18 protein-coding genes and 1 riboswitch are annotated in these 18612 nt (G+C 44.5%); of the genes, 15 read left to right on the top strand and 3 right to left on the bottom strand.

All coding sequences use genetic code 11. The annotated features are described in order from the left end of the window. Positions 1 to 4: 4 nt before the first annotated feature. The 3 genes from UB51_RS20435 to UB51_RS20425 all read right to left on the bottom strand — a co-directional run bounded on the left by UB51_RS20435 (position 5) and on the right by UB51_RS20425 (position 1706). A complete protein-coding gene (locus UB51_RS20435) occupies positions 5 to 925 on the bottom strand; it encodes a TetR/AcrR family transcriptional regulator (RefSeq protein WP_044878871.1) in 921 nt (306 codons plus the stop codon). A 122-nt stretch (positions 926 to 1047) separates the two neighbouring features. Continuing rightward, the gene (locus tag UB51_RS20430) at positions 1048 to 1362 is read right to left on the bottom strand and encodes a DMT family transporter (RefSeq protein WP_044878870.1); all 315 of its coding nucleotides are present in this window, start codon (positions 1360 to 1362) and stop codon (positions 1048 to 1050) included. After that, positions 1362 to 1706 carry a DMT family transporter gene (locus UB51_RS20425; RefSeq protein WP_044878869.1) on the bottom strand — a complete coding sequence of 115 codons (345 nt, stop codon included), beginning with the start codon at positions 1704 to 1706 and terminating at the stop codon, positions 1362 to 1364. The genes UB51_RS20430 and UB51_RS20425 overlap by 1 nt, the downstream gene beginning before the upstream one ends. 384 nt (positions 1707 to 2090) lie before the next feature. Between UB51_RS20425 and cls the strand changes: the two genes are divergently transcribed. From cls to wecB, 15 genes are all read left to right on the top strand, one after another. Then, positions 2091 to 3599, top strand: a complete 1509-nt coding sequence (cls, locus tag UB51_RS20420) for a cardiolipin synthase (RefSeq protein WP_044878868.1) — start codon at positions 2091 to 2093, stop codon at positions 3597 to 3599. Between the two features lie 268 nt (positions 3600 to 3867). Further along, positions 3868 to 4902, top strand: a complete 1035-nt coding sequence (gene fni, locus UB51_RS20415) for a type 2 isopentenyl-diphosphate Delta-isomerase (RefSeq protein WP_234405676.1) — start codon at positions 3868 to 3870, stop codon at positions 4900 to 4902. Positions 4903 to 5182: 280 nt separating this feature from the next. Next, positions 5183 to 6283 carry a redox-regulated ATPase YchF gene (ychF, locus tag UB51_RS20410; RefSeq protein WP_044878866.1) on the top strand — a complete coding sequence of 367 codons (1101 nt, stop codon included), beginning with the start codon at positions 5183 to 5185 and terminating at the stop codon, positions 6281 to 6283. A gap of 174 nt (positions 6284 to 6457) precedes the next feature. Beyond that, on the top strand, positions 6458 to 7525 hold the full coding sequence (gene prfA, locus UB51_RS20405) for a peptide chain release factor 1 (protein ID WP_044878865.1): 1068 nt from the start codon (positions 6458 to 6460) through the stop codon (positions 7523 to 7525). A gap of 4 nt (positions 7526 to 7529) precedes the next feature. After that, positions 7530 to 8474, top strand: coding sequence for a peptide chain release factor N(5)-glutamine methyltransferase (prmC, locus tag UB51_RS20400; protein ID WP_044878864.1), 945 nt, complete (start codon positions 7530 to 7532; stop codon positions 8472 to 8474). A gap of 165 nt (positions 8475 to 8639) precedes the next feature. Beyond that, complete coding sequence (locus UB51_RS20395) at positions 8640 to 9833, top strand: FtsW/RodA/SpoVE family cell cycle protein (protein WP_044878863.1); 1194 nt, start codon at positions 8640 to 8642, stop codon at positions 9831 to 9833. Positions 9834 to 10184: 351 nt separating this feature from the next. Beyond that, on the top strand, positions 10185 to 10868 hold the full coding sequence (gene spoIIR, locus UB51_RS20390; RefSeq protein WP_044878862.1) for a stage II sporulation protein R: 684 nt from the start codon (positions 10185 to 10187) through the stop codon (positions 10866 to 10868). Between the two features lie 269 nt (positions 10869 to 11137). Continuing rightward, positions 11138 to 12268 (top strand): L-threonylcarbamoyladenylate synthase, encoded by a 1131-nt coding sequence (locus tag UB51_RS20385; RefSeq protein ID WP_234405674.1) that lies wholly within the window; start codon positions 11138 to 11140, stop codon positions 12266 to 12268. 94 nt (positions 12269 to 12362) lie between these two features. Then, positions 12363 to 12923 carry a manganese efflux pump MntP gene (locus UB51_RS20380; RefSeq protein ID WP_044878860.1) on the top strand — a complete coding sequence of 187 codons (561 nt, stop codon included), beginning with the start codon at positions 12363 to 12365 and terminating at the stop codon, positions 12921 to 12923. 71 nt (positions 12924 to 12994) lie between these two features. After that, entirely contained in the window at positions 12995 to 13582 is a 588-nt protein-coding gene (locus tag UB51_RS20375; protein WP_044878859.1) for a low molecular weight protein arginine phosphatase, read from the top strand. A 174-nt stretch (positions 13583 to 13756) separates the two neighbouring features. Further along, positions 13757 to 13838, top strand: a riboswitch (ZMP/ZTP riboswitch). Positions 13839 to 13948: 110 nt separating this feature from the next. Then, on the top strand, positions 13949 to 14404 hold the full coding sequence (gene rpiB / locus UB51_RS20370; protein WP_044878858.1) for a ribose 5-phosphate isomerase B: 456 nt from the start codon (positions 13949 to 13951) through the stop codon (positions 14402 to 14404). Between the two features lie 10 nt (positions 14405 to 14414). Further along, the gene (locus UB51_RS20365; protein ID WP_044878857.1) at positions 14415 to 15011 is read left to right on the top strand and encodes a TIGR01440 family protein; all 597 of its coding nucleotides are present in this window, start codon (positions 14415 to 14417) and stop codon (positions 15009 to 15011) included. A gap of 40 nt (positions 15012 to 15051) precedes the next feature. Beyond that, complete coding sequence (gene glyA / locus UB51_RS20360) at positions 15052 to 16299, top strand: serine hydroxymethyltransferase (RefSeq protein ID WP_144407046.1); 1248 nt, start codon at positions 15052 to 15054, stop codon at positions 16297 to 16299. 341 nt (positions 16300 to 16640) lie between these two features. Continuing rightward, positions 16641 to 17270, top strand: a complete 630-nt coding sequence (upp, locus tag UB51_RS20355; protein WP_044878855.1) for a uracil phosphoribosyltransferase — start codon at positions 16641 to 16643, stop codon at positions 17268 to 17270. Between the two features lie 15 nt (positions 17271 to 17285). After that, complete coding sequence (gene wecB / locus UB51_RS20350) at positions 17286 to 18455, top strand: non-hydrolyzing UDP-N-acetylglucosamine 2-epimerase (protein WP_044880327.1); 1170 nt, start codon at positions 17286 to 17288, stop codon at positions 18453 to 18455. Positions 18456 to 18612: the final 157 nt, after the last annotated feature.

Below are 18612 nucleotides of genomic sequence, written 5' to 3'. Positions count from 1 at the left end.
ATATTTAAATTGAACGGTCAGGCTGTGTAATTAAATATAACTTGATGATCTCTCGTAACTCTTCCTTCATATCCTGAACATCAGGGATATGCTCTAGATTAGCTAGCATACCCAGGAGAATAGCTCGCCGGGGGTGAGTGTGTACAAGCTCGCTTTCGAGAATAAGAATAGATTCAAGAGCATCCTTAAGCACATGGTCATCAAGCGACCTTTCTTTTAAGACGGACTTCATTTCTTTGGTTACAAGTAAGGGATGGCGTAGAAGACTAGATTTTTTACTACCCGTTACGAACCAGTGTGACCATACGTCTGATGGAATGAGTGGTTCATAATGCTTAGTTAGCATACCAATCACTACATTATCTAGTAAGAAGATGAGGTGATTAGACATTCTACGAATATTCAGTGGCAGTTCGGGAATAAACAGAATTTTAATGTAAGAACTTAGCATACCCCCAACCAACACGACTAAATCCATTGTATAAGGTTCCAGTTCAGGACCATAAATCGTTTCAAGTTTAGTCTTGAACCAATCGAGCGTCTTGAAATGATCCTCGCGGATACATTCAGACATATTGTTTTTTCTTGGTTTCGTTCCATCCATGAATTGATGCTTTATAAATTCTCGTAGCTCAATTACATGGCTGAGAAGAGCTTCAAATTGTTGATGGAGCTGTTCTTTGGGAGAGAGATGTGTATCCAACTCTACTTGCATCACACTGTCACGAATCGAATGAATACAGTATAAATAAATGCTTTCTTCTAATTCCTCTTTAGATTTAAAATGTAGATAAAGACTCCCCTTAGACATTCCACATACCTCGGCAATTTCTTGCATAGAGGTTGAAGAGATTCCTTTATTAGAGAATAGCTGCAAAGCGGCTTTCAGAATATGATTCTTCTTGTCCGCTGGTTTTTCAGACAATCTATTGTTCGCTCCTCCCAGAACCCTTGGGTTCTAATAATGACTAGTCGGTCATTATTATAATATAAAGAAAAGGCGGTTACAACCTTCACTGCTAAAGTGGAGGTTGTAACCGCCTTTAATTAAGAAATCAATTTAAGTCCAATAGCGGAAACAAGGATGAGGGAGATGAATACCATGCGCTTCCATTCTCTCTTCTCGCCAAACATCAGCATCCCAACTATGGCACTTCCAACAGTTCCGATCCCTGTCCAAACAGCATAGGCTGTTCCCATCGATAGACTTGTCATTGCGTAGGAGAGTAGAGTAAAGCTACAGATAAATGAGAGTGCCATCAGTAGGTAAGACTTCCATCCCTTATGATCAGCTACACCCTTCGTTCCGATTACGCCGAAGATTTCACATATACCTGCTCCAACAATCGCTAACCAAGCCATCAGCCGGTCACCTCCTGTTGTTGCTCATTGTTATCTGTTACCATCTTCAGACCAATGACGCCTACTAATAGCAAGGCTATGAGCAATACTTTGGATAAGCGGAAGGGCTCACCGAATAAGAGCATCTCTGCGAGGACAGTTCCCCCGGTGCCTAGACCGGTAAATACAGCATAGACGGTCCCAATGGGAAGACGTTTCGAGGCGGCTATGATGAGGCCGAAGCTGAGAGCGATCGTAATGACAGTCAAGATCCATTCTAAGATCGTGTCAGCATGCTTCAGTCCTGATACCCAGAATACCTCTACAATTCCTCCTATAAATACATAAAGCCAATGGCGATTCATAATATTACTCCTTTACTCTAGGTGTGATTCGAAGTGGTGTATGCCAGCCCAAAAGATCGGCCAAGCTGCATCTATTCTCTTCTGAGATTTATTCAAGGATTTCTTGTCTGTTAATTCGAAACCATCTCTTGAAAAATGGACTAGAGCTACTTCCTTTACTCTCTGCTTCGATGTCAGAATGACACTCACCAGTCTTCCCTATCTATCGTTCGTTAGGTACTATTTCACGTTTAAAAGATAATGTCAACTCGGGTTATCATCGTTTTCAATTCTTTTGTAAAGTAGAGATAGGAAGATGATTATGAATCATGTACAATATATGTTGTTATAAGAAACTAACAGTATTGTTGCTCTTTATGAAGCCGACTAGAAGTGAGGGGAAGTATGAGAAGAGGATTGCAGGTTGTATTGATTGCCGCAATTTTATTTGCATTTTATTATTTTGGGTTCGGGTTTTTTGGGCATACAGCGGGGACCATTGTCAGTATATTTTCAACACTTACGGTCATTTCGTTGAGTTTTATTATTTTTATGGAGAACCGTAATCCATCCACAACGTTGGCATGGATTTTGTTATTGGCCTTGATTCCGGTAGTGGGATTAATTTTTTATTTTCTATTCGGACAGAACTATTTCAAACGGCGCAAGTTTGATAAAAAGGCACAGCGTGATATAGAAGCTTATGAAAGAATAGAGAATGAGGAGCTACGGATTCATCAAGATCTGTCGCAGTTCACACCCAGCCAGCAGCAGTTATTGAAATTATCGCAGCGGTTGGCACGAACGCCGATTTCGTTCTGGACGGAGACGACCATACTTACGAATGGAGAGCAGACCTTCTCCACATTGCTGACAGAGCTTGAGAAAGCCAAGCATCATATTCATATGGAATATTACATTTTCCGTGCAGATGATATTGGAACACGAATTCAACAAATCCTTATTCATAAGGCGAAGTCGGGTGTTAAAGTAAGGTTTATGTATGACGCAGTGGGTAGCCTTCAATTATCTAAAACTTTTCTAAGAGAGTTGGCAGATGCGGGCGTGCAGCTTGTTGCGTTTGGCAGTGCGAAGACGATCTTCTTCACAAGTCGGGTAAATTACCGCAACCATCGTAAGATTGTTGTTATTGATGGGAATGTGGGTTTTATCGGTGGACTGAATGTTGGGGATGAATATTTAAGTCGTAGTAAAACTTATGGATTCTGGCGCGATACGCATATGTTTGTTAAAGGTGAAGCTGTGAGAGCATTGCAGATCATCTTCTTACAAGATTGGCTACATATGACGGGTGAGAAATACTTAGATCAAGAATATTTATCGCCGGCACTGGGTAGTGCTGGAGATGGTGCGGTTCAGATGATCGCAAGTGGACCTGATAATGAGAGACGAGTACTCCGTAATATCTTCTTTTCCATGATTACTTCAGCAAAATCAAGTATTTGGTTAGCCACACCCTACTTCATTCCTAATGAAGATATTCTAACGGCGTTACGTGTAGCTGCATTGTCAGGGCTAGATGTAAGGATTCTGTTCCCTGCGAAGCCGGACAAGTGGCTTCCCTTCTTTGCTTCCCATTCTTATTTTCCTTCCTTAATCGAGGCAGGTGTGAGGATATATGAATATGAAAAAGGGTTTCTTCACTCCAAATTACTGATCGTGGATGGGGAAATGGCAACCATCGGAACCACGAACATGGACATGCGTAGCTTGAACCTTAACTTTGAAGTCAACGCACTGTTAATCCATACACAAAGCGTTCAACAGATGGTGTCGGACTTTGAACGGGATTTGAAATCAGCGAAGCTAATTAATGAAGAAGAGCTCCAGAAAAAGAAAGTATGGGAACGTTTCTTAGAGTCTGCAGCACGCTTAATGTCACCTTTACTTTAGAATATAAAGAGGATCCGCTAACATAACTATAGCGGATCCTCTTTTATTATAATTATCAAAAAATTGGATTATAGAACATCCTCATCCATAAGTATATCCCTGGGAGAGGAAATGGCATAGCTTATGATATAATATAGTCATTAGATGGAGCAGCAACTGCTCACAGGCGAAGGAGAAACTTGTTATGGACGAAAGACAAGCCCGAGGGGGCGGAGACCAGTCACCATCACGTAATAGTGATCTAAACGGAGTGTCAAGAGAATCTTTGATGCCTGAAGTACCTACAGGTGAACGTAAAATAGAGCATGTCCGCCTTTGTCTAGAAGAAGAGGTTGGTGGAGCAGGGATAACGGCTGGATTTGAAAAATATCGTTTCCGTCACTGTGCATTACCGGAAATTAACTTTGATGATATTCATATGGAGACATCCTTTTTGGATAGATCGCTACGCACACCGTTATTAATTAGTTCTATGACAGGTGGAAGTAAGGCAACCGGTGCTATTAATGCCCGTCTCGCAGAAGCTGCGGAACGTCGTGGTTGGGCACTTGGTGTCGGATCTGTTCGTGCCGCAGTGGAACGAGAAGAATTGGCTGCTACATTCTATGTGCGGGATAAAGCGCCGAGTGTTCCAGTTATAGCAAATCTAGGTGCGGTGCAGTTGAACTACGGATTTGGTCCAGCGGATTGTATGCGTGCTGTCGATATTGCAGGAGCGGACATGCTGGTCTTACATTTGAACGGATTGCAGGAAGTATTTCAACCGGAAGGGAATACGAACTTCGCAAGCCTACTATCACGCATTGAAGAGGTGTGCCGTGAACTCACCATTCCTGTAGGCGTAAAGGAAGTAGGCTGGGGTATTGATGGGGAGACTGCAGCAAGATTATATGACGTAGGGATTGCATTCGTAGACGTGGCAGGTGCCGGGGGTACCTCTTGGAGCCAAGTCGAGAAGTTTCGTAGCCGTGATGCGGTACGCCGCGTAGCTGCGGAAGCTTTTGCGGGGTGGGGAATCCCCACCGCAGAATGTATCGTTGAGGTGCGGGAGAGTTCTCCGCACGGAGGTTTGATCGGTAGCGGTGGACTGCACAATGGTGTGGACGCTGCTAAAGCACTAGCGCTTGGCGCCGATCTTGCGGGGTTTGGCCGTGGCCTACTTGGGCCGGCTGTACAGTCTGAAGATGCATTGGATGAACGCCTCGCAATCGTGGAACAGGAGCTAAGAACAGCGATGTTTGGTATAGGTGCTGTTAATATTGAGGCGCTGCGTAATACACGTCGGCTCGTTCGTGTGAGTTAAGTACAAATAAGCGTGATGCTCTGAGTTTAGGATGAAGGTTAACTAGATTGGAGCATAGAATTCTCGCTACATGTTTTGGGACATAACAAGATAGCTTTCGCGTTATATCAGAAGATGGGGTATGAAATTACGGATATTAGCATGACTAAGAAGCTTTAATTGTAAGGAGTCGTTACATAAGGGGTTATTTATCGACTAATGTCGTTTGCTCCTTGCTGGGGTAATTGTTCTAATATATAATGGGGAAGATAAATTGACGGAAATAGGAGTTGTCATATAAATGGCTTTAAAAGCGGGTATTGTGGGATTGCCGAATGTCGGTAAATCCACGTTGTTTAATGCAATTACACAGGCAGGTGCAGAAGCTGCGAACTATCCTTTCTGTACGATCGATCCGAACGTTGGCGTAGTCGAGGTCCCGGATGAACGTCTAGATAAGCTGACTGAACTTGTTACTCCTGATAAAACAGTGCCTACAGCATTTGAGTTTGTTGACATTGCAGGACTTGTTCGTGGTGCGAGTAAAGGGGAAGGTCTGGGTAATAAATTCCTTGCTCATATTCGTGAGGTTGATGCGATCGTGCATGTGGTGAGATGTTTTGAAGATGAGAATGTGACTCACGTTGATGGTAAAGTAAACCCAATCAGCGACATTCAGACAATTAACTTGGAATTGATTCTAGCGGATCTCGAAAGTATCGAGAAGCGTATTGATCGTTCACGTAAGAATATTAAGAATGGTGACAAGAAAATCGCCCAAGAAGTGGAAGTACTTGAACGTGTGAAGGAAGCACTTTATAACGATATGCCAGCACGTAGTATTGAGCTTAGCGATGATGATAAGGTGATCGTACGTGATCTTCATCTGCTGACACTTAAGCCGGTACTTTATGCAGCTAATGTTAGTGAAGATGGCGTAGCAGATGCAGATAGTAATCCTTATGTACAACAAGTAAAGGATTTCGCCCTTGCTGAGAATGCAGCCGTTGTACCGATTAGCGCGAAGGTAGAAGCTGAGATTGCAGAATTAGAAGGCGAAGACAAGGCAATGTTCTTAGAAGAGCTGGGACTTGAAGAGTCAGGCCTTAATCGTCTGATTAAAGCAGCCTACACGCTACTTGGTTTGTATACGTACTTTACAGCAGGTGTGCAAGAGGTTCGTGCGTGGACCATCCACAAAGGAACAAAAGCCCCTCAGGCGGCAGGCGTTATTCATACCGATTTCGAGCGTGGATTTATCCGGGCTGAGGTTGTTTCCTATGATGATCTAGTCAATGCAGGTTCCATGAATGGTGCCAAAGAACGTGGACAACTTCGCTTAGAAGGTAAGGAATATTTGGTTAAAGACGGCGATGTTATGCACTTCCGTTTCAACGTATAGCGACTTAAATTTAACGTGAATGAGCTTGCCAAGGGGGAGGCTTATTCGCGTTACTTGTGTTGTAGCTTGTTCAACTCACTTGTTCTATTCAGTGTGCATAAAGTATGTTATAATGAAGAGTCATGAAAAATAATTAAATGGAGTTTATTTTGATATAGGAGAGGTGACCCCCCAATGTTGGACCGATTGCAATCCTTGGCGGACCGTTACGAAAAACTGAGCGAAATGCTCTGTGATCCTGATGTTGCTAGCGATAATACGCGATTAAGGGAGTATTCTAAAGAACAATCAGATTTACAGCCTGCTTTTGAGGCTTTTACCGAATATAGAACAGTTGTTGAAGAACTACATTCAGCAAAAGCAATGCAAGCTGAGAAGCTAGATGACGAGATGCGTGAAATGGTTAAGATGGAAATTGATGAGTTAACGACTCGTCACCATGAATTAGAGAGCCAGATTCGTCAACTTCTACTTCCAAAAGATCCTAATGATGATAAGAACGTTATCGTGGAAATTCGCGGTGCGGCGGGTGGAGATGAAGCCGCTCTGTTTGCCGCTGATCTTTATCGGATGTATACCCGTTATGCTGACGCACAGGGATGGCGAGTAGAGATAATGGATGTGAGCAGTAATGATCTTGGTGGCTTTAAAGAAGTTATTTTCTCCATTAACGGTCGTGGTGCTTACAGCAAAATGAAATATGAAAGTGGTGCACACCGTGTGCAGCGCATTCCAACCACTGAATCGGGTGGACGGATTCACACGTCAACTTCAACTGTGGCTGTATTGCCAGAAGCAGAAGAATTTGAGATTGAAATTCATGATAAAGACATTCGTGTGGATACGTTCTGTTCAAGTGGTGCGGGTGGACAATCTGTTAATACAACTAAATCTGCTGTGCGAGTGACTCACATCCCTACGGGTATTGTGGCAACTTGCCAAGATGGTAAATCGCAGAATAAGAATAAAGATCAAGCCCTTAAAGTGCTTCGTTCTCGTATCTCAGATAAGATGCGTCAAGAAGAAGAAGCTAAGTACGCGGGTGAGCGTAAGAGCAAAGTGGGTACGGGTGATCGCAGTGAGCGTATTCGCACGTATAACTTTCCGCAAGGCCGTGTAACGGATCACCGTATTGGTCTGACTATGCACAGATTAGAACAAGTGATGAATGGTGATATTACTGATATTATTGCAGCTCTTAGTATTGCTGAGCAGGCAGAATTGATGGATAGTGGGGAATAATGTTGTGAGCAGAGATCGTTTCAACGTATCACCCAATCAGAGTATACGGGAAGCCTTTGTGGAGGCTTCCTCTTTTTTAGCGAATTGTGGCGTGTTGGAGCCGCAGCGTAATGCACAGCTATTGCTAGAGCATGTGCTGGAACTGACAGGCACCGCCTATTACATGGCGTTGTCGGAGCCTTTTCCCGCGGCTAAAGCTGCCGCGTGGATGGACGCGGTTACCCGCAAAGCATCGGGTGAACCGGCGCAGTACATCATCGGCGAGCAGGAATTCTACGGCCTGCTCTTTAACGTGACCTCGGCCGTGTTGATCCCACGGCCGGAGACCGAGCTGCTGGTCGAAGCGATCCAGCAGCAAGCTGCCCGGATCTGGCCGGGCAGCACCGCCGTGCCGGCGGAAGCTCCTGCGCCTAGCGCGCAGCTCTCCGCGGTGGCCGAGCAGCAGCTCGTGGCCGCCGACATTGGCACCGGCAGCGGCGCTATCGCTGTGACGCTGGCGGTGCAGTCGCCACGCTGGCGCATACACGCCAGCGACATCTCGCCGGCGGCGCTCCGCGTAGCCGAGCAGAATGCGGCGCGCCATGCGGCAGCCGTAGCCTTTCATCAGGGCGACCTGCTGGCGCCGTTCGCTGGGATGGCGTTGGACATTGTTGTGTCCAACCCACCGTATATACCGGCGTCGGATATCGCTGGTCTCCAGCGTGAAGTGCGAGACTTCGAGCCGCGCATGGCGCTGGATGGTGGTGCGGATGGGCTACTGCCTTACCGCATCATGATGGAGCAGTTAATAATGCTCGCCGCGCCTCCGCGCTTGATCGGCTTTGAACTCGGTATGGGACAAGCGGGCGATGTTGCTCAATTGTTAAGTGAAGCAGGGCATTGGGATGAGATTGTCATTGTACCTGACTTCGCTGGGATTGAACGTCATGTCCTTGGGGTAAGGGTTTAGACGTTTACTTTAGGGAGGATTTGCTTACCTTTCATTTCTTATTAGGGTCTTCGGTTTATTACCGTCATTGTCCAATTGAATTTGGTTGGTGTATTCCTATACAATAGAGAGATAGGTGCTTTATGAGGCACAAGAGGTAGAAGCCTCGGTACAGGAGGGTAGCACATGCTTCAAAAGCTAAAAAAAATAGATTTCGTCGTTTTGGTGGTTCTAATTGCTCTTATGGCGATTAGTATATTGTCTTTATATAGCGTGACTAATGGAAGAGAGAGCACCGGTTTAGATGGGCATCACATAAAAATGTTGAAGTACTACGCTATTTCCTTTGTAGCCTTCACTGCATTTGTTTTGATTGACTACCGACTATTGATCAAATATGCCTGGGTTATTTACTTAGCAGGCATGGCTTTACTTGGCGTTGTAAGTTTTGTGGGAGAATCGAAGAACGGAGCAACAGGTTGGTTGGAGCTGCCTGGATTTTCATTACAGCCAGCAGAGCTTTTTAAACTATGTTTAATTATCTTCCTGACCTCTGCCCTTATTCGTATCAATAAGAATCAACTATCCTTCTGGAGCAATGTTGTACCTGTGGGTATGATAGCCTTTATTCCGTTTGTTATCGTTCTCTCGCAGAATGACCTTGGGAACTCATTTAGCTATGTCATCATTTTGATTGGACTACTCTGGATTGGGAACATTAAATTCTCTCATGCATTGATTGGTGTAGTTATTATGCTCGGGGCCCTGATTGGTGGTATTCAAGGCTACATCCATTACCATGACGATATCAAAACAGCTTTGGAGTCTATTAAAAAGGATCACTGGATCGAACGGCTCGATCCTTGGCTTGTTCCTGAGAAAGCAACGGCTAAAGCTAGTTACCATACAGACAATGCCAAGCTTGCTATTGCTTCTGGGGGAATGGTTGGAGAAGGATATATGAAAGGGACTTCTGTTCAAAGTGAACGTGTACCTTATACGTATTCCGATTCGATCTTTGTGCAGGTCGCGGAGGAATTTGGCTTCGTAGGAGCTTCCGTGTTGCTGTTGTTATACTTCGTGATGATCCATCGTATGATTCTGATTTCATTGGAATGTAAGAATCGAGCAGGACCCTATCTCATTGTAGGTATAGTTGCTATGATGTTGTATCAAATCTTTGAGAACATCGGTGCTTTTATCGGAATTATGCCATTAACGGGGATTACTCTTCCCTTTATTAGTTACGGAGGAACTTCTCTACTTATAAATATGGTTAGTATAGGTATCGTTATGAGTGTTCGTGTTCACAGTCAGGAGCCGGATGATAGTTTGGTCGTTCAGACATCCAACTATTCTGCTTCCGCAGGTTCAAATTAGTTCTAATCTAATAACATTAATCGAACGCCACTCTGTTAACCACTCCGGTTAATAGGGTGGTTTTTTGATTTTATGGTATTCTAACGCTTTAACATAGGGCAGCGAAGAGGACGGAATTGTTCTGTAGAAGCGATAGCGTTCGCCTTTGTCCTGGGATTTCTACCGCTTAGCGGTATATATCAGGAAATCTGAGGGCAACAGCGGCGATCGGAAGAATAATCCGTCCGCGTAGCGGTCATCCTGAAGCGCCGTATCTACCGGTATATTTATTTTTTAATAGATTGATAGTTTATCCTCTCTTGAAATGGACATACTAGCCCATATGAAGTGATAGAGGGGAGCGGATTTAGAATGAGAAACAGTGTCATAGGATCTGATACGCGGCGTGTCTTAGTAAAGAATACAGTTATTATATTTAGTATATTATTTTTGCTAGTTATGTCTTGGGAAGCGCAACGTACAGACGCATCTGTGGTGGAGGGGCTTATACCTCAGGAGTCGATTCGATTGCGTATTCTAGCAAATTCAGATAGAACCGGAGATCAGATTGTCAAGAAAGAGATCCGTGATGTTATTGTGGAGCAAATGAACGGATGGGTTCAGAAGTTGGAAGATCCACAAAGCTTAGAACAAGCACGTGCAGTCATTAAACAGCACCTCCCAGAGCTGAATAACTTGGTAGGGAAAGAGCTGGCGGATCGGGGAATACACTATAATTATCAGGTTGAACTTGGAATGGTTGCTTTTCCTACTAAATTATATGGTGGCACTGTATATCCAGCCGGAGAGTATGAGGCATTAAGAATTACATTAGGTGAAGGAAAAGGACAGAATTGGTGGTGTGTGTTATTCCCGCCGTTATGTTTCATTGATGCTGGAACCGGAGATGCTGTAGCTGCGGCAACTGCGTCTACAGTAGAGGCTAAGGGTGAGGGTGGAGATGTAGAAGAAACCTCTGATGCACCTGAAGTACGCTTTTTCTTATGGGATATGATTCTAGGGTTAATAGAGTGGATTAAGGGATTGTTTGTCTAACTTCTCCACTTTGTTTTTATACAGGTTCATGGTAAAATTCTTGTATCTTAAGTGAAGGTGCTTATTCTCTGCCCATGGTCCGATGACTTCGTTCATTGTTCTTTCGCAGATGGGGGCACTTTTTTCGTTTACAAGCGGCTCGTGAGGCGGAAGGCATAATATGATTTTTAGAAAGCATGTGATAAGTGATGGAATCGAACATGAATGATGATAAATATGAAAAGAAGACAGCGAGCGATCTTCATACAACGTACTGGAATGTCAGGGGAATGATTGATCAGAAGAGACAGCTTAAGCAAGAATTATCACGTGAAGCAGGAGATATTCAGGAAGCTGCTAAGTTATTAGCAAGTGGAGGGATTATAGCTTTCCCAACGGAAACGGTGTATGGACTTGGCGCAGATGCACGGAGTACATCCGCAGTGGAGGCTGTATTTACAGCCAAGGGAAGACCGGCTGATAATCCACTTATTGTACATATAGCGGAACGTATTCAACTAGCAGAACTCGTAACAGAGGTGCATCCTATAGCTGCTGCATTGATGGAAGCATTCTGGCCAGGTCCACTGACACTGGTGCTGCCTCTGCGGGAAGGAGTGTTGTCCTCACGGGTGACGGCAGGATTAGATACAGTTGGTGTACGTATGCCAGATCACCCTGTTGCACTCGAGCTCATTGCCAAGGCGGGTTGTCCCGTTGCGGCACCAAGTGCTAATCGATCTGGGCGACCGAGTCCTACGCTAGCTGATCATGTGATGGAGGATTTAGAGGGTCGAATTGATGGGATTTTGGATGGAGGTCCTACAGGTGTTGGGCTAGAGTCTACGGTTGTACAGGTGCAAGCAGATGGTGCAGTAGTCGTGTTAAGACCCGGTGGTATTACAACGGAACAATTGTCTCGCATAGAGGGTGTAGTTATCCATTCTGACTTATCCGATACGGAATCAGCGTCTGAACAGAATATAGCACCATCATCTGAGATTGGAATGTCTGATACAGATCATGCCTTCTCTTTAGTTCCCAGATCACCGGGTATGAAGTATACGCACTATGCACCGCGGGGTGCACTTAGTATTGTGAGAGGATCTTCACCACAGACTGTCGCAGATTGGATCGCAACTCGGCTAGATGATGCCGTGGAGCACGGAGAGACGATAGGACTCATGATCTTCGATGAACACAAAGGCATGTATCATGATCGTCCGGATCTTCACATCGTTACCATGGGGCCCTTGTCATCGCTAGACACCGTAGCTCGCTTCTTGTATGCAGGGTTGCGTCAGTTCGATGAAGCAGGCGTTACCTTTATTCTGGCAGAAGCTTGCCCGGAAGAAGGGCTTGGCACAGCGGTCATGAATCGTCTGCTGAAGGCAGCTGGAGGTAGAGTAATCTCTGTATAGGTAATGGGTTGTTCCCCATCGAGGGTTCCTGTCATGAATCACGCCTTGTCCGCATAAATTTGTACAAGAAGCTAACGGACTTGGAGGAATATTCATGTGGGAGACTTCTGCCAGTTTGGGGCAGCTAATTACGATTTTAATTATGGCACTGGCTTTAGGGCTTGATGCATTTTCACTCAGTGTGGGAATTGGTATGAAGGGGATTGGGTTGCTTCATATCCTTAAAATCAGTTTGTGGGTAGGGGTTTTTCACATTATCATGCCCTTGCTAGGTATTGTTACAGGGCAATATGTCGGCATGCTATTGGGAACGATCACAGGTTATGTCGCCGGTGGATTATTGATTCTACTTGGGGGCCATATGGTTGTGAATGCTTTTTATGGTGGAATGACGAAGATCGTAGATTATCGCTCTTGGATCGGTATGGGCATTTTTTCAGTGAGTGTTAGTATTGACTCATTCTCGGTCGGGGTTTCTTTAGGGATGTTTAATAGCAATGTATTGATCACGGTCTTGGCGTTCGGATTCTGTGGTGCATTAATGTCGGTATTGGGCCTTCTACTAGGACGGAAAGTGGGTCACAATCTAGGAGAGTATGGAGAAGCTCTCGGGGGTGCTATACTTCTTGCATTTGGACTAGTGTTTATCTTTTGATACAATAGAATGAATAATAAGTTACAAAGCCATCGTATTGAAGGAATTGATTCTTGGGAGGTTGACAGGGCATGTTACGTATTTTGTTCGTGTGTACAGGCAATACATGTCGTAGTCCGATGGCCGAAGGAATTCTTCGCAAATTAGCTGAGGAACGGGGCATTGAACTAGAGGTTGAATCTGCTGGAGTGTCTGCGGCTGAAGGGGTACCTATATCCCGTCACGCGGAGGCGGTGCTACGAGATCATGATATTAACGATCATATCACCTCTCTCCCTTTAAGGCATGATAACGTAACATCGACGGATCTTATTCTTACGTTAACTCAGAGCCATAAACAGCATGTTATTCGCAATTTTCCTCAGGCGATGGGTAAGGTCTATACACTGAAGGAATATGCCGAAGATGATGAAGTGGTGTTGAGAGAATTACAAGAGCTAGATAGTTTATATGCTACTTGGGCCATGAATAAGGCATTGGGTCAAGAGTTAGATCACCAAGATCGCGAACGGTTGATTGAGTTACAGCAACGTGTTCCGAGCTTCGATATCTCTGATCCTTTTGGTGGGTCACGAGAAGATTATGAAGTGACGGCAGCAGAGATTCGGACGGCTATAGATCGTATGCTGGACAAGCTGCAACATGAGCAGAGTTCGTAACTTTGAAATATAAGAAAGGTTAAGTTTTCACTATACTTTGAATATATTTCTACGAGAAACGGTTACGGTCTCTTAAAGGACGGCGAAGCCGTTTCTTCGTGACCGAATTCATTCTTGATTGTACGTTGCTTTTCAGTCGAGATTGATTTATTATGAGATTAAATGAAAAACAATCGGTTCCGATGTAACTGGCGACTATGTGGATGAAACCACGATGGAGCATCGGAATATACGGCCGGTCGCCTGGGCAAAAGAGCAATTCTACGAGACACTCGTAGACTGCTCTTTTTTCGTCTTCTAACCATATTAATAAGGTATAATGGTACAAGATACTTAAGAAGCGAATTTGAGGAGGTTTTTCACAAGATGAAGATTGCTCTAGGAACTGATCATGCAGGTATTGGCTTGAAAAAAGACGTTATTGCTGTTATTCAGAAGCTCGGACATGAGGTTGTGGACGTGGGGTGTAATTGCTCTGATTCCGTTGACTATCCAGATTATGCTCTGCCTGTATGTGAACAGGTTGTTGCAGGTACAGCAGATCGAGGTATATTGATCTGTGGTACGGGTATTGGGATGAGTATCGCAGCCAATAAGGTGCCTGGCATTCGTTGCGCTCTGGTCCATGATGTATTCTCTGCTAAGGCTACGAGAGAGCATAATGATACGAATGTGCTGGCTATGGGAGAGCGTGTCATCGGACCGGGGCTTGCTGAGGAAATCGTCAAGGAATGGCTGAGTACAGCGTTTAGTGGGGGAGAACGCCACGTGAATCGTGTGAACAAGGTCATGGCTATTGAAGACAAGTATCGGCAAGTCTAAGGAGGCCCTTATGAAGAACAATCAGGTGATCTCTCTAAGGGAGCAGGTGGGGCTTGTACTTCGTGAATTAGTGGAGGTTGCCAAGCTTGGTCCCGGTAAGCTGCTCGTAGTCGGTACGAGTACGAGTGAAGTGGTAGGCGAACGAATTGGAACATCTGGAGCTTTGGAAGTCGCGAATGAACTACTTGCTGGAATTGAGGAAGTTCGTAATGAATTTGGATTTCTTGTCACGTATCAGTGTTGTGAGCATTTAAATCGCGCATTAGTCATGGAGCGAACGCTATTGGATGAACTGCGTCTGACAGAGGTTGCCGCAGTGCCTTATCCTAAAGCAGGAGGTTCGATGGCTTCCGCGGCATACCGCTCCATGGATGACCCTTGTCTTGCAGAAACCGTAGAAGCTCATGCTGGAATCGATATTGGTGAGACGATGATCGGAATGCATCTACGTCCTGTTGCAGTTCCCCTTAGACCAAGCATTCGTTATATAGGAGAAGCACGAGTCAATACAGCCTATACAAGACCGAAGATGATTGGTGGAGAACGAGCCCAATATGTTCTTGAACGTTCGATTCAAGAGGAGAATGAATCTCATCTTTGCGATTAACTTGATATTCTCATAATAAAACTTAGGAGGACTATGAATTATGGACCAATTGCGTAAGAGTGACCCAGCTGTACTGGAGGCTATGGGATTAGAGTTAGCACGTCAACGTAGTAACATCGAGCTTATAGCTTCGGAGAACATTGTAAGTGAAGCGGTAATGGAAGCTATGGGTTCTGTACTGACCAATAAATATGCTGAAGGATATCCTGGCAAAAGATATTATGGTGGTTGTGAACACGTAGATATCGTTGAGGATATTGCTCGTGATCGTGCTAAAGAATTGTTTGGAGCAGAGCATGTTAACGTACAGCCGCACTCTGGTGCACAAGCGAATATGGCTGTTTATCTAGCAGCGCTTAAACCTGGAGATACCGTTCTAGGAATGAACTTGGCACATGGCGGACACTTAACTCACGGTAGTCCAGCTAACGCTTCAGGTCTTCTATATAACTTTGTAGCTTACGGTGTTCAAGAAGATTCCTTCCTAATTGATTATGATGAAGTGCGCAAGCTAGCGTTCAAACATCGTCCGAAGTTACTCGTGGCGGGTGCCAGTGCTTATCCTCGTACCATTGACTTTGAAGCACTCGCTTCTATCGCTAATGACGTGGGCGCGCTGTTCATGGTAGATATGGCTCATATTGCTGGACTCGTGGCTGCTGGAATTCACCCTAGTCCTGTACCTCATGCACACTTTGTAACAACCACTACACACAAAACGCTTCGTGGCCCACGTGGAGGTATGATTATTTGTAAACAACCATGGGCACAAGCAATCGATAAAGCGGTATTCCCAGGCATGCAGGGTGGACCTTTGATGCATGTTATTGCCTCCAAAGCAGTAGCCTTGAAGGAAGCGTTAGATCCTTCATTTAAGGTATATGCGGAGAATGTAGTTAAGAATGCACAGGTTCTAGCTGAAACATTGATTAGCGAAGGTTTGAACATCGTTTCTGGGGGTACAGATAACCACCTTATGCTAATTGATACACGTGGTTTAAATATTACGGGTAAAGTTGCAGAGAAAGTACTTGATTCTATCGGAATTACAGTGAACAAGAACGCAATTCCTTTTGATCCAACAAGTCCATTTGTTACAAGTGGTATCCGCATTGGTACACCGGCAGCAACGTCACGGGGTATGGATGAGAAGGCGATGGTTGCTATAGGTGAGATTATTGCTCTAACGCTGAAGAACACGGAAGACCAAGCTGTACTTGCGCAAGCAGCAGCAAGAGTGGCTGAGCTAACAGACCAATATCCATTATATACAGATTTGAAATATTAGAATTCACATGATGTGCGGCGAAGGGTCGAGGTCGATCTTTCGCTTGCAAAGACCTCTCGGTAGCAGTGATTAAGAGACCAGCTGAAATTTTTGGCGCTCCATACTGTTGCGAGAGGTTCTTTTTTTTATGCTTGTCACAAACATTGCGGATGAAATGATCCTGCCCAATGCCCTCTATCGTATTGATCCTTGTCCTTTGTTCACAGTCTTGAAATAAACATGTCCTACGTAGGTGCAAATTCTTTTCTGGGAATGATATAATAGACGAGGTTTGCAGATACTACAACTAAGGCATAAGAATTGTATGTTCATAGAGACATACGAACTACGGAGGGGCTACTATGGGAAAATTGGTGATATGTGATCATCCTTTAATTCAACACAAGTTAACTTTTATACGAGATGTGCGTACGAACACGAAAGATTTTCGGGAACTTGTTGATGAAGTTGCGACATTGATGGCATATGAGATTACAAGAGAGATTCAATTGGAGTCCGTTACAGTTCAGACTCCTGTCGCAGAGACAGAGGGTCATGTTATTTCAGGTCGTATGCTTGGGTTGATTCCAATTCTACGCGCTGGACTCGGCATGCTGGATGGGATGTTGAAGCTTATTCCTGCTGCGAAGGTTGGACACGTAGGATTGTTCCGTGATCCAGAGACGTTGCAGCCCGTGGAATATTATACCAAGCTTCCAACAGACGTTACTGAGCGTCAACTGATCGTTATTGATCCTATGTTGGCAACAGGAGGATCAGCTATTGCAGCAATTGATGTTCTGAAGAAACGTGGATGCACTCAGATCAAGATGATGAATCTAATCGCAGCTCCAGAAGGAGTCAAAGCGGTACAGGATGCGCATCCAGACGTTGATATTTATGTTGCTGCACTTGACGAAAGATTAGACGAACATGGATATATTATTCCTGGACTAGGTGATGCAGGAGACCGTTTATACGGAACCAAGTAAAGTGAGGTAATGGGCATGTCAAAGATTAAAGTAATGACAATCTTCGGGGTTCGCCCGGAAGCGATCAAGATGGCACCACTTATTTTGGAATTGCAAAAACATCCTGAGCATATTGAATCGGTTGTCTGCGTTACAGCGCAGCACCGTGAACTGCTCGACCAAGTACTTGATGTATTTGGAATCCATCCGGATTATGACTTGGATGTAATGAAGGATCGTCAGTCTTTAAATGAAATATCTATTCGTGTATTAGAAGGTTTGGAACCTGTCCTTCGTGAGGCTAAGCCTGATATTGTGCTAGTACATGGCGATACACTGACGACATTTTTGGCGAGTTATGCTTCATTAATGCAGCAAATTAAAGTGGGTCATGTCGAAGCTGGACTTCGAACATGGAATAAACTATCACCATTTCCAGAAGAAATGAACCGTCAATTGACGGGTATTCTTGCTGATCTTCATTTTGCTCCTACAGATTGGTCTGCAGGTAATTTGAAGAAGGAGAACAAATCAGAGTCAAGTATATATATCACAGGCAATACAGTGACAGATGTGTTTCAATATACCGTACAGCAAGGTTACCGTCATCCTGTGTTGGATTGGGCATCAGGCAAAAAACTTATTCTTATGACGGCGCATCGCAGGGAGTCTCAAGGCGAACCGCACCGTCATATTTTCCGTGCTATTAAACGGATTGCCGACGAATTTGAGGATGTAGCGATTGTATACCCTGTTCATCCAAGTCCCGCTGTGAAGGAACCTGCGTATGAAATACTAGGGAATCACCCTCGGATTAAGCTGATCGAACCTTTGGATGTCGTTGATCTGCATAACTTTTATCCCCATACTCATCTAATTCTAACGGACTCTGGAGGCTTGCAAGAAGAGGCGCCATCCTTCGGTGTTCCGGTGCTTGTACTTCGAGACACGACGGAACGTCCTGAGGGAATCGAAGCGGCAACACTTGAATTAGTAGGTACAGATGAAGAGAAGGTGTATGAACGGACCAAGAATCTTTTAATTAACCAAGAAGCCTATGACATCATGAGCAGGGCCGCCAACCCTTACGGTGATGGACGTGCATCAGAAAGAATTGTCAATGCGATTCTTCACCATTTCGGGATTAACGAGGAACGTCCTGAAGAATTTCACAGAATGGTCACAAAATCACAAGACGAAGAATAGACCGAAATAGCTTGTTAAAGCTGATAGTGTACAGTAGAACTGTACGGTTTATATGGTTTTATTTGTGTTTAATTCTACTATTGTTGTCTCGAAATCTTGAAGTTCACTTGATTGACAAACTCTTACTATATTCAGTAAAATTAGTTGGGATTGTATG

The organism is Paenibacillus sp. IHBB 10380, from assembly GCF_000949425.1.
In the GTDB taxonomy this organism is placed as follows: Bacteria; Bacillota; Bacilli; order Paenibacillales; family Paenibacillaceae; genus Paenibacillus_AQ.
Note: the sequence above shows the minus strand (reverse complement) of the source record. Positions and strands in the feature narration are given on the sequence as shown.